Source organism: Nitrobacter winogradskyi, from assembly GCF_006539545.1.
GTDB lineage: Bacteria > Pseudomonadota > Alphaproteobacteria > Rhizobiales > Xanthobacteraceae > Nitrobacter > Nitrobacter winogradskyi_A.
Window position 1 is genome coordinate 26,523 of record NZ_BJNF01000053.1, and the last position, 11,851, is coordinate 38,373.

Below are 11,851 nucleotides of genomic sequence, written 5' to 3' on the forward strand. Positions count from 1 at the left end.
GAACACTGCGCAAGACCAGTTCAAACAACAACACCCGGCCAAGAGAAGGTGTCATGAAAGCAGCGTTTCTTCCCGACCGGGGCGTGGTCAAGGTCAGCGGCGACGACGCGCGCAATTTTCTCAACGGTCTCGTGACCACCGATGTGACAAAGGTTCAGCCCGGGCTTGGCCGGTTCGGCGCGCTGCTGACGCCGCAAGGCAAGATCACGTTCGATTTCCTCATCACGGAAGCTCAACCGGATCACGGCGGCGGCTTTCTCATCGACTGCCCTTTGCCGCTGGCGCAATCGCTCGCGACCAAGCTCGGCTTCTACAAGCTGCGCGCCAAGGTCACGGTCGAAAACCTTTCAGGCAAGCTCGGCGTGCTGGCGGCCTGGGACGGCGAACCCGCGATGCACCCGGACCTGACCTTCGCCGATCCACGAAGCGACAGGCTGGGCTGGCGCAGCCTCGTGCCGGAGGAACTCGCGGCCCGGGCGGCCACGGTGATCGGCGCCGAACTGGTTGAAAGCGCCGATTACGAGGCTCATCGGATCGCGGCGGGGGTGCCGAGCGGCGGCGTCGATTTCAACTTCGGCGACGCCTTTCCGCACGAAGCCAATATGGACCGGCTGCACGGCGTCGATTTCGACAAGGGCTGCTATGTCGGTCAGGAGGTGGTTTCGCGCATGGAGCATCGCGGCACAGCGCGCAACCGGATTGTGCGCGTGCGCCTGGACAGTGGCGCGCCCGAGCCGGGGACGGCCGTGGTCGCGGGGGAGAAGCCCGTCGGCACCATGGGCTCGTCGGCGGCGGACCAGGGTCTTGCGCTGCTGCGTCTTGATCGCGCCACTGACGCGATCGAGGCCGGGATTCCGCTGACGGCGGGCGGCGTTCCGATCCGTGTCGCCGAACCGGATGATCTGAAGCTGCCGGCCAAGAACACCGTCGTATGACGCCATCCGCGCGCCTGCATGCCGACGGCCTCACCCGCTGTCCGTGGCCCGGCGACGACCCGCTCTACCTCGCCTATCACGACACCGAATGGGGCGTCCCCGAATATGACGACCGCGCGCTGTTCGAAAAGCTGATCCTCGACGGCTTTCAGGCCGGCCTGTCGTGGATCACGATCTTGCGCAAGCGTGACAACTTCCGCCGCGCCTTCGACGGTTTCTTGCCTGAGAAGATCGCATCCTACGACGAGAAGAAGGTCCACGCGCTGATGAACAACGCCGGCATCGTGCGCAACCGGGCGAAGATCGAGGGCGCCGTCACCAGCGCGAAGTCCTACCTCACGATCATGGAGCAGGGTCCGGGCTTTTCCACGCTGCTGTGGAATTTCATGGACGGCCAGCCGAAGGTCAACCGGTTCAAGACCACCGCGAACGTACCGGCCTCGACGCCGCTCTCGATCAAAATCTCAAAAGAACTGGCGTCGCGCGGATTCAAGTTCGTGGGTCCCACGATCGTGTATGCCTTCATGCAGGCGACAGGCATGGTCAACGACCATCTGGTGACATGCCATTGCCACGAGACATGCGGCAAGCAGGCGCGCACGCCACGTCCCGCAACGCAATGACGGCCCGGGCTCCGAAAGTCGCGACGCGCGCGTGGCAGCGGATGCTGTCCGGCCGGCGGCTCGACCTGCTCGATCCCTCGCCGCTCGACATCGAGATCGCCGATATCGCGCATGGCCTCGCCCGCGTCGCGCGATGGAACGGCCAGACCCACGGCGCGCATATTTTCTCCGTCGCACAGCACACGCTGCTGGTCGAGGCCGTCATGCGCGAGCATACGCCCCGCATCGATATTCAGGTGCGGCTGGCGGCGCTGCTGCATGACGCGCCGGAGTATGTCATCGGCGACATGATCTCGCCGTTCAAGGCGGTGATCGGGGGTTCCTACAAGGCGGTGGAGAAACGGCTGCTGGCGGCGATCCACATCCGGTTCGGACTGCCGCCTGTCCTGCCGGCGGAAACCGGGCGGCAGATCAAGGCCGCCGACATGGGCGCCGCCTATCTCGAGGCGACCCATCTTGCCGGCTTCTCCGAGCCCGAGGCGAAGCGGCTGTTCGGCAGCGATCCGGGCCTGCCGGCAACGATGATCGACGATTATCTGACGCCGTGGCCAGCGAGCGAGGCCGAGAGCCGGCTTCTATCGCGTTTCCAGAGCCTTTGCGGCCAATTTCCTTGAATTGTTGATGCGGTCTTACAGATAGCGAAGCCGGTTATATCACGACAGCGGAAGTGATCGAGCTGGCATGTAATCGGCACGCCCGCCGAACTTAATCGGTGGACGGGCGTAGCTGCAAAGCGCCTTCGGCCCTGGCCGGCCTCGCGTCCGGCTTTACGGGTTCAAGCCTCACGCTCTCCACCCGCGGGGTTGGAACGCGCGCGGTCACCTCCGTGTTCGACGCGGACGCATCGGCCGTACGGGAAACCCTGCCGCGGGCATAAGGGCGTGCAGCGGCGCGCGCCAGCAACATCTGCCTGCCGCCCTGATGGTTGAAGTCGCAATACGCAAAGCCCATGCCGGACACCGAGCCGCGGAAGCTGCGTTCGCTCTTCTTGTCGAGATTGAAGCACGGCTCGAACGGAAGTCCCTTGATCGATGCGCAAACCGTCTGGCCGCGTACCTGGAGCGTGTTGCCCGGCAGCCTCATATGGCGAACCGGACCCTCGCCGCTGAACTGCACCGCACCGGCCGCACCGCCGTCCTCAAACACCCGGCCGGCGCCCCGCGTGCCGTCGAAGCAGGTGAACGCGAAAACCTTGCCGGCCACAAAGCGTTTGGCCTCGCTGGCATTCATGAGGTGACCGGCCATTGCCGGTGCGGCGATCGCACCTGCAAACAGGACTCCCGACACGAAACGCGCAAGCATACTGCAACTCCGAAACTTGATGACGGGGACGGCCGCCGATGGCTGATGCCTTTACCCGCTCCTTACCATACCAACCGTGGCAACATTGGAGCAGCTTGGTTGGTAAAGTCTGAATATCCTAGCGGATTCCGCAAAAGTGGATACCGGTTTTGCAATCCGGGCAAGCGCAAGTTGTTGATTACGAGCGTTTTCTTGAACACGAACCGGATTTCATACTGCCGGGAAACATCCTATCCGAAAACCGGTTTCCACTTTGCGCTGGCGCGGCCCTTCGGGTCGGGATCATGCTCTACCGCCGCCGGGCAGAGTCAAGTTCCGCCGAACTGCGACCCGCCTCCGCGAGTCTGGCCGAGATCTCGGCGGTCTGAGCCGTCGCGCTCCAACTCGGCGCATCACGGCCGTCGCCCCACGCGCGCGGACGGTAAAAGGTATGAACGCCGGTGCGGTACATCTTCTTCATTTCGCGGACCCATGAAGGATGGACCCAATAGGCGTGATAGTGAGTCGACTTGCCGACTTCGGGCAGCCATAGCCGCCCGTCAAGCGTGGCTCTGGCGATCCTGCGGGCGCGATCCCACATATCCGGCTCGGTGACGACGTCGCGAATGCCGTCGCAGGCGAACGTGAACTGGCAGGCCAGACGACGATTGGCGTTCTGGTAGACCACGCCGCACACCGTGGTCGGATAATAGCCGGAGAACACGCGGTTCATAACCACCTGAGCGACCGCGATCTGACCGCGAACCGCTTCGCCGCGCGCTTCGAAATAAACCGCCTCCGCGAGGCATTTTTCCTGCTTGGCGCGCTTCCTGTCATCCAGAAGACCGAGCCGCTCGGCCGGCGTCTTGACCTCACCCTTGCCGACCACCGTTTCGCCGGCGCTTGCCGGATTCCGCTGCGGCGGCAGCGCCACCTTCATGTCGGGATCCGGAGCCGGCATCACGATCACGGGTTCTTCACCGGGACGCCAGCGTTCCAGGCCTTCATTGACGACACCCAGCGCCGAATCGCCGAAGTACAGGCTCGCCGTCTTGATGGAGAACCCGTCGGTGGAGGCTTGCGCCCCCTCAGCCGCGTTGGCGGCATCGGGATCGTCGGACGGCTGCACCTCAAGCGACAGCGACGCACCGTATTGCGGCAAAGGAGGTGCGTTGAGAGCTTCCGCCAATTCGGGATCGAGCGTCGAGGACTCCCCGCCATCCCCGGCCGCCGCCGTCTTTGCTCCCAACACCGACGCATTGGATGTCGAAGGATCCTGCGGCGCGGCATTGGTCGGCGCAACAGGCAGCGGCTGCTCCGGCGCAACCAGAGCGAGACGGTCCGCCTTCAGCGCCCGGTTGACCCTTGGGAAATCCGAGGCGCTATAACGTTGCGGTGGCCGCGTCAGCCGGTTGCCGACCGCAACACCCTCGTCGAGACTCGCAAGCAGAAGCGTGGCCGCGCGCGGCGACGATGTGCCGACCGGGCGTCCGAAATTGAAGGTCGCGACCTGAATGGAGCTGACCGCGCTGGCGGAAACACGTTTCTGCCAGCGTTCGGCAACACCGGGCTGCCGCGCAAGCAAGGACGCGATGTCCTGATATCCGATTTCATTCGGGATCAATGCGAAGAAGCAGAGACCGGAACCGAAGAGCGCAAGACGCGCGCTCTTCGGTTGGTTACGCAACACAGACATCGATACGCTCACGCAACATCACACACGCGATCGAGCCGCATTTTTGATGCATTTCGATCGATCACGGTAATATCGGATTAAAGTTGCGAGCGCGTTAATCGACGATGCGGGCCGGCAACAGGCAAGCATGCGCCCAGGAGCGCGAGCGAACATCGGAGTTGTTAGTAAACAACGGCCTGAGCGAAAGAGTGAAGATTAGAGCCTTTTCGCTTCTGATGGAATCAGAAGCGAGGCTCTATGATCTTGTTTTGACGCGTTTTCTTCACGCGAACCGGTTTCCACTTCGCTCGAAAACGCTATAGGTCAACGCCCGGTTCGCGCGACGCGTGCATATGCGGATTCAGGCAGGGCATGATCTTATCTAAAGCCTGCTCCTGCTACGTTCTCTGCATCAGTGCCTGACCGGTCTTCCATCGTGAGCACTCATGACCCCCGGCTCGCGACGATCTTGCCGAGCGCCGCATGGGCGGCGGCGAGACGCGCGATCGGCACGCGGTAAGGCGAGCACGACACATAGTTCAATCCGATCTCGTGACAGAATGCGACCGAGACGGGATCGCCGCCATGTTCGCCGCAGATGCCGACCTTGAGATTGGGGCGGGTCTTGCGGCCACGCGCGACGCCGATCTTCACCAGTTCTCCGACACCGTCGCGATCCAACGAGACGAAAGGATCGATCGCCACAATTCCCTTCGCGATATAGGCGCCAAGAAAGCTCGACGCATCATCCCGGCTGATGCCGAACGTGGTCTGCGTCAGATCGTTGGTGCCGAACGAGAAGAACTCCGCCGTTTCGGCGATCTCTCCCGCCACCAGGCAGGCGCGCGGCAACTCGATCATGGTGCCGACCTGGTACGTCGGCTTGCCGCCGGTTTCGCGTATCACCGATTGCGCGGTCATATCGATCCGCGCCTTGATCAGATCAAACTCCGCCTTGGTCGCGATCAGCGGCACCATGACCTCGACGGCGACCGCCTTGCCCGTGCGCTTTTCGGCCTCGATCGCCGCTTCGAAGATCGCCCGCGCCTGCATTTCGGCGATCTCGGGATATACGATGGCAAGTCGGCACCCCCGAAAGCCAAGCATCGGATTGAATTCGGCGAGATTGCGGGCACGGTCGGCCAGCTTGCGCGGATCGGCCTTCATTGAACGGGCCACTTCATCGATCTCGGCCTGCGTATGCGGCAAAAATTCATGGAGCGGCGGATCAAGCAGCCGGATCGTAACCGGCAGGCCCTTCATGATTTCGAACAAATCGACGAAATCGGCCCGCTGCATCGGCAGCAGCTTCGCTAGCGCGGCGCGACGCGCCTGCTCATCCTCGGACAAGATCATTTCCCGCACCGTGCGTATGCGGGTTTCCTCGAAAAACATATGCTCGGTGCGGCACAGGCCGATTCCCTCGGCGCCGAACCTGAGCGCCGTTCGTGCGTCGGCTGACGTGTCGCCGTTGACCCTTATGCCGAGCTTGCGAATCTCGTCGGCCCAGCCCATCAGCGTGCCGAACTCGCCCGACAACTCCGGCTCGATCATCGGCATCTGTCCGGCCAGCACCTCGCCGCGCGAGCCGTCGATGGTGATGATGTCACCGACCTTGAAGGTGCGATCGCCGATCGCCATCGTGCCGCCGCCGTAGTCGACCCGAATGCTGCCGCAGCCGCAGACACAGGGCTTGCCCATGCCGCGCGCAACCACCGCCGCGTGGGAGGTCATGCCGCCGCGCGTGGTCAGAATGCCCTCGGCGGCATGCATGCCGTGAATATCTTCCGGACTGGTCTCGATCCGCACCAGGATAACCTTGCGGCCATCGGCCTGCAGCTTGGTTGCTTCTTCCGAAGAAAACACGATCTCACCCGCGGCCGCGCCGGGCGAGGCCGGCAGACCGGCGGCAATCACATCACGCGTTGCGTTCGGATCGATGGTCGGGTGCAACAGTTGATCGAGCGAAGCCGGATCGATGCGGGCGACCGCATCCTTCTTCGAGATCAGCCCCTCCCTGGCGAGTTCAACCGCGATACGTAACGCCGCGCGCGTCGTCCGTTTGCCGCTCCGGGTCTGCAGCATCCACAGCCTGCCATCCTCGACCGTGAACTCCATGTCCTGCATGTCGCGATAGTGTTTTTCGAGCAACCTGGAGATGCGCGTCAATTCCTTGAAGGATTCAGGCGTCGCCGTTTCCATCGACGGTTTGTCGGAGCCGGACTCCTTGCGCGCCGCCTCCGTCAGGTCCTGCGGCGTGCGGATGCCCGCCACCACGTCCTCGCCCTGGGCGTTGATGAGAAACTCGCCGTAGAGCCGGCTTTCGCCGGTGGACGGATTGCGCGTGAACGCCACGCCGGTCGCCGATGTCTCACCCAGATTGCCGAACACCATGGCTTGCACATTGACGGCCGTGCCCCACGACTCCGGAATGTTGTGCAGGCGGCGATAGGTGACTGCCCGCGCGCTCATCCAGGACGAAAACACCGCGCCGATCGCACCCCACAACTGCTGATGAGGATCCTGCGGAAAGTCCTTGCCCGTCTCTTGCGCGACGGCCGTCTTGTACCTGCTGACCACCTCGATCCAGTCGTCGCCGGTGAGGTCGGTATCAAGCGAATAGCCCTTGCCATCCTTGAACGTATCCAGAATTTCCTCGAAGTGATGATGCGCGAAGCCAAGCACGACATCCGAATACATGGTGATGAAGCGGCGATAGCTGTCATAGGCGAATCGCCGATCGCCGGACCGTACGGCAATCGCCTCGACGGTCCGGTCGTTGAGACCGAGATTGAGCACCGTATCCATCATGCCCGGCATCGAGGCGCGCGCCCCCGATCGCACCGATACGAGCAGCGGATCGGTGGCGTCGCCGAACGCCTTGCCGGTTATTCTTGCGACCTGCTCCAGCGCTTTTTCGACCTGTGGCGTCAACTCCTTCGGGAAAGATTTGTCATGCGCATAGAAAAACGCGCAGACGGCGGTGGTGATCGTGAAACCGGGAGGCACCGGCAGACCAAGATTGGCCATCTCGGCGAGATTAGCGCCCTTGCCGCCGAGCAAGTCCTTCAGTTCTGCCTTGCCCTCCGCCTTGCCGCCCCCAAAGGTATAGACCCACTTGCTCCTTGACCGCGGCGGCGCTCCCTGTGCGTTGCTCATCGGCTTCCCGGTGCCAGCGGACTTTTGTGCCTTCGCCCGGGATTTCGCAGGTGATCCTGATTTCGTCGCCAGCTTTTTCGACTTCGAGGCAGCTTTGACCATGGTTGAAACCGTTCCATAGCGTTTTCAAGCGAAGCATGTCCTCGGGCTTGTCCCGAGGATGGAATCCCATTCGCGTGAAGAAAACGCGTCAAAACATAAAGAACAAGAGCCGTTCACCGTTTTCATAAAGCGATGAAAGACGCTGGATCAACGACAACATATCAAGGACAACGCGCGCGCCTTACACCATGTTTGGACGACTCCGCGCAAGCTACGCAAATCGCCTTGTTCCGAAGGATATCGACAGACGATTCAAGTTCGGAGGGCACCATACAAATGGCAAACAGCCCGGCTTGCGGCCGGGCTGTTTCGACGACAGATCTCGGTGGAGATACCGAGCAGTTGATGGACCATCAAGCCTGCGGCTGCGGTTCGAGACCCGGATCCGGCTCCGGGCGCGGACGCGCTTTTCCGGCAGGCGGCACCGCTGAAGCGCGCGGGGTCGCAGGCTCCAGCACCGATTCCCTGTTCGGCTTCTTACCGTTGATGAGGTCGGTGATCTCGTCGCCGGTCAACGTCTCGAATTCAAGCAAACCCTTGGCGAGCGCCTCCAGATCGGCCCGCTTCTCCGTGAGAATGCGGGTCGCGTCCTTGTAACCGGTCTCGACCAGACGCCTGACTTCGGAATCGATCTTCTGCGCAGTCGCCTCCGACACGTTCTGCTGACGGTTAACCTGCATCCCGAGGAACACCTCGTCGTTGTTCTCACCATAGGACACGGTGCCGAGTTCCTTCGACAGACCCCAGCGTGTCACCATCATGCGCGCAAGACGCGTGGCCTGATCGATGTCCGACGCCGCGCCCGACGTCACCTTCTCCGGACCGAAGATCATCTCTTCCGCCACGCGGCCGCCCATCATGATCGCGAGCCGCGAGGTCATCTGCTCCAGCGACATCGACAGCTTGTCGCGCTCGGGGAGCTGCATCACCATGCCCAGCGCCCGGCCACGCGGAATAATCGTCGCCTTGTGGATCGGATCGGTGGCGGCGACGTTGAGGCCGACGATGGCGTGACCACCCTCATGATACGCCGTCAGCAGCTTCTCTTCCTCGGTCATGACGAGCGACTTGCGCTCGGCGCCCATCATCACCTTGTCCTTGGCCTCCTCGAACTCCGACTGCGTCACCATGCGCTTGTTGCGCCGGGCAGCGGTCAGCGCGGCCTCGTTGACGAGGTTCATCAGGTCGGCGCCGGAGAAGCCGGGCGTACCACGCGCGATGGTCTTGAGGTTGACGTCCGGCGCCAGCGGCACCTTGCGGACGTGGACCTTGAGAATCTGCTCGCGTCCGACGACGTCCGGATTCGGCACCACGACCTGACGATCGAAACGGCCGGGGCGCAGCAGCGCCGGGTCGAGCACGTCGGGCCGGTTGGTCGCCGCTATGAGGATGACACCCTCATTGGCCTCGAAGCCGTCCATCTCGACCAACAACTGGTTCAGCGTCTGCTCGCGCTCGTCATTGCCGCCACCGAGACCGGCGCCGCGATGCCGGCCTACCGCATCGATTTCGTCGATGAAGATGATGCAGGGCGCATTCTTTTTGGCCTGCTCGAACATGTCGCGGACGCGGCTGGCGCCGACGCCGACGAACATCTCGACGAAATCCGATCCCGAGATGGTGAAGAACGGCACGTTGGCTTCGCCGGCCACGGCGCGCGCGATCAGCGTCTTACCGGTGCCGGGAGGGCCGACCAGCAGAACACCGCGCGGGATCCGTCCGCCGAGACGCTGGAACTTGCCGGGGTCGCGCAGGAACTCGACGATCTCCTGCAGGTCCTGCTTGGCCTCATCGACACCCGCGACGTCCTCGAAGGTGACGCGGCCATTGGCCTCCGTCAGCATCTTGGCGCGAGACTTGCCGAAACCCATCGCCTTGCCGGCGCCGCCCTGCATCTGGCGGGACAGAAAAATCCACACGCCGATGAGCGCGATGAACGGCAACCACGAGACCAGCAACGAAACGAACCATGGCACGCTCTCGCCGGGGGGTTTTGCCGTGATCTGCACCTTGGCGTCATAAAGCTTTTTCACGAGCCCCGGATCATTTGGCGCGTAGGTCTGGAAAGCGGAGCCGTTGGTGAAGTTGCCGCGAATCTCCTGCCCTTGGATCACGACATCGCGAACATTGTTCTGATCGACTTCCGTCAACAACTGCGAGAACGAAATATCCTGCGCGGTCGTGTGGTGGCCAGGATTCTGGAACAATGTGAACAATGCCAACAGGAGCAAGACAATGATGACCCAGAGGGCGAAATTGCGCATATTGGCGTTCATCGATCTTCCTTCGAGGCCGCGCGGATCGCAGCCGGATATCCCTGCATCGACATTAACAGATGGAAGTTGCCGACGCGTATACCAATCTAGGCGCAGCGACCGCCGCTGCCAAGGGAACCGGACGAGACTCTTTATTAAATAAGACTTGTCCGGCTGAGGCAAGATGACACAAGGTTTTGCTCCGCGTCAGGGGCGATATTTCCGCCCACCACCCCTTTGATCCGTTTCACCTTTCGATCCGCGCCGGGGGGGCGCTGGCTCGATGCTGATCCGCTCGGAGGTCAGCGTCACCAGCGCCCCCGCGAGCGTCCTCCTGAGCAGAACGCGCCGGCCGGAATCCGCATCATTGGCGGCGCTTTCCAGCGCCGAAAGCAGAGTCTCGACCTTGCCCAGTTCGGCCGGCCCCTCACAGCCGACGCGATCGATCGTCCGCTGCAACAACCGAACCTTGATCTCCTCCGAGAGGACCATAAACGCCTCCGTTCGAAAGCCCGGACGCGGCGCGGCGGCATCCTGCAGGGCCAGAAACCTCTCCGCGCCGTCGACCAGAAGTTCCAGCGCGGTATTCGCGCGCATCAAACGCGATGCGAGCCGCGACAGGTTGCGGGCATCGCATCCTTCCTCCGCCAGCGCCGGCATCAGGGCGCGCAATCGCGGACGCGTGAAACCGAGGTCACGATTGGTCGGATCCTCCGCATAGTCGATCTTTGCCTTCTTCAGCGTCGCGATCAGCCTCGCCTTCGGAACACTCAGTAGCGGCCGGACCAGCACCAACCCGTCGCGCATGGTTTCGCGCGACATCGCGGAGAGGCCAGCGATGCCGCTGCCACGCGATATACGCATCAGAACGGTTTCCGCCTGATCATCCAACGTATGTCCGGTCAGGACGTGGCTCGCGCCGAGAGACCGCGCCGCCTTGAACAGCAGGGCGTATCGCGCCTCACGCGCGGCCGCGGGCAAGCCCGTCGCAGGCTTCGGACCAGTCCAACGCAACGTGCGATGAGGAATGCCGAGAGATTTGGCCAGTTGCTTCACCTGGCGGGCCTCGCGCGCGGCTTCGCGCCGAAGCGCATGATCGACGGTGACGGCAACGAGATCTGGGCCCCGCCTCATGGCGCGCCGCCAGCGCGCGGCCAGCCACATCAAGGCAACGGAATCGGGACCACCGGATACGGCGAGGACCAGCGCGCGGCTGGCTTTCCAGTCTGAAAAAAGCCCTTTCGCTTCCGTGTCGGCGATCGGCGAACCGGCGTACGCCTTCGATGGCTTCGTCGCGCGCGCGGACGATCTAGTCCGAGCCACCGATACCCATCCCAAACGTCAGGCGATTGCCGTCCAGATCGTCAATCTCGAAATCACGCATGCCATAGGGACGATCGCCCGGCGGATGCACGATGGCCGCCCCTCGCGACCTCAGTTCATCGTGCAGCGCGTCGACCTCGGTCACGAACACGTTGACGGCGCCTCGGCCCGATTGGCGTTGCATCTTGTGCGCGGCCTGCAAATGAATCGTCACGTCGTCCCGCTCAACACCAGCGTAGAAAACCGGATCACCGTAGGTGAAGCCCACCCTAAAGCCGAGAACGTCGCGATAGTAGGCTACGGCTTTCAGAACGTCCTGGACCACGAGCAAGGTCGCGGCGGCACAAAAGCGCGGGGCATCAAGGCTCATCGGACCAGTTCCCTTGGTCGGAGACTGCCCGAGGTCGGAGACCTACCCGAGTTCAGGCGATCCGGAACACGCTCTCTAGAGCATGATCCGATCAAGTTGAATCGGACCATGCTCTAGAAATGGTTGTT

General features: G+C 62.7%; 9 protein-coding genes. 3 read left to right on the top strand and 6 right to left on the bottom strand.

The window, feature by feature from the left end; genetic code table 11:
- Nucleotides 1-53: 53 nt before the first annotated feature.
- Genes ygfZ through NWI01_RS10325 form a run of 3 tightly spaced genes read left to right on the top strand, consistent with a single transcriptional unit; the run spans nucleotide 54 to nucleotide 2,172 of the window.
- Nucleotides 54-935: a CAF17-like 4Fe-4S cluster assembly/insertion protein YgfZ gene (gene ygfZ / locus NWI01_RS10315; RefSeq protein WP_141383757.1), complete on the top strand. Its 882-nt coding sequence runs from the start codon at nucleotides 54-56 to the stop codon at nucleotides 933-935.
- The gene (locus tag NWI01_RS10320) at nucleotides 932-1,558 is read left to right on the top strand and encodes a DNA-3-methyladenine glycosylase I (RefSeq protein ID WP_141383758.1); all 627 of its coding nucleotides are present in this window, start codon (nucleotides 932-934) and stop codon (nucleotides 1,556-1,558) included. Before ygfZ ends, NWI01_RS10320 begins: the two co-directional genes overlap by 4 nt.
- Complete coding sequence (locus NWI01_RS10325) at nucleotides 1,555-2,172, top strand: YfbR-like 5'-deoxynucleotidase (RefSeq protein ID WP_141383759.1); 618 nt, start codon at nucleotides 1,555-1,557, stop codon at nucleotides 2,170-2,172. Before NWI01_RS10320 ends, NWI01_RS10325 begins: the two co-directional genes overlap by 4 nt.
- A 91-nt stretch (nucleotides 2,173-2,263) precedes the next feature.
- Here NWI01_RS10325 and NWI01_RS10330 read toward each other — a convergent pair whose 3' ends face one another.
- From NWI01_RS10330 to NWI01_RS10355, 6 genes are all read right to left on the bottom strand, one after another.
- Nucleotides 2,264-2,860, bottom strand: a complete 597-nt coding sequence (locus NWI01_RS10330) for a hypothetical protein (RefSeq protein ID WP_141383760.1) — start codon at nucleotides 2,858-2,860, stop codon at nucleotides 2,264-2,266.
- Nucleotides 2,861-3,149: 289 nt separating this feature from the next.
- A complete protein-coding gene (locus NWI01_RS10335) occupies nucleotides 3,150-4,535 on the bottom strand; it encodes a cell wall hydrolase (RefSeq protein ID WP_141383761.1) in 1,386 nt (461 codons plus the stop codon).
- A gap of 423 nt (nucleotides 4,536-4,958) precedes the next feature.
- The gene (gene ppdK / locus NWI01_RS10340) at nucleotides 4,959-7,775 is read right to left on the bottom strand and encodes a pyruvate, phosphate dikinase (RefSeq protein ID WP_141383762.1); all 2,817 of its coding nucleotides are present in this window, start codon (nucleotides 7,773-7,775) and stop codon (nucleotides 4,959-4,961) included.
- Nucleotides 7,776-8,128: 353 nt separating this feature from the next.
- Nucleotides 8,129-10,051, bottom strand: a complete 1,923-nt coding sequence (gene ftsH, locus NWI01_RS10345) for an ATP-dependent zinc metalloprotease FtsH (protein ID WP_141383763.1) — start codon at nucleotides 10,049-10,051, stop codon at nucleotides 8,129-8,131.
- A 186-nt stretch (nucleotides 10,052-10,237) separates the two neighbouring features.
- Nucleotides 10,238-11,353: a tRNA lysidine(34) synthetase TilS gene (gene tilS, locus NWI01_RS10350; RefSeq protein WP_141383764.1), complete on the bottom strand. Its 1,116-nt coding sequence runs from the start codon at nucleotides 11,351-11,353 to the stop codon at nucleotides 10,238-10,240.
- On the bottom strand, nucleotides 11,340-11,723 hold the full coding sequence (locus NWI01_RS10355) for a bleomycin resistance protein (protein ID WP_141383765.1): 384 nt from the start codon (nucleotides 11,721-11,723) through the stop codon (nucleotides 11,340-11,342). The genes tilS and NWI01_RS10355 overlap by 14 nt, the downstream gene beginning before the upstream one ends.
- Nucleotides 11,724-11,851: the final 128 nt, after the last annotated feature.

Bases quoted from the DNA above. Each gene is read 5' to 3' on its own strand.
- ygfZ (WP_141383757.1), top strand. From the start codon at position 54: ATGAAAGCAGCGTTTCTTCCCGACCGGGGCGTGGTCAAGGTCAGCGGC.
- NWI01_RS10320 (WP_141383758.1), top strand. From the start codon at position 932: ATGACGCCATCCGCGCGCCTGCATGCCGACGGCCTCACCCGCTGTCCG.
- NWI01_RS10325 (WP_141383759.1), top strand. From the start codon at position 1,555: ATGACGGCCCGGGCTCCGAAAGTCGCGACGCGCGCGTGGCAGCGGATG.
- NWI01_RS10330 (WP_141383760.1), bottom strand. From the start codon at position 2,860: ATGCTTGCGCGTTTCGTGTCGGGAGTCCTGTTTGCAGGTGCGATCGCC.
- NWI01_RS10335 (WP_141383761.1), bottom strand. From the start codon at position 4,535: ATGTCTGTGTTGCGTAACCAACCGAAGAGCGCGCGTCTTGCGCTCTTC.
- ppdK (WP_141383762.1), bottom strand. From the start codon at position 7,775: ATGGTCAAAGCTGCCTCGAAGTCGAAAAAGCTGGCGACGAAATCAGGA.
- ftsH (WP_141383763.1), bottom strand. From the start codon at position 10,051: ATGAACGCCAATATGCGCAATTTCGCCCTCTGGGTCATCATTGTCTTG.
- NWI01_RS10355 (WP_141383765.1), bottom strand. From the start codon at position 11,723: ATGAGCCTTGATGCCCCGCGCTTTTGTGCCGCCGCGACCTTGCTCGTG.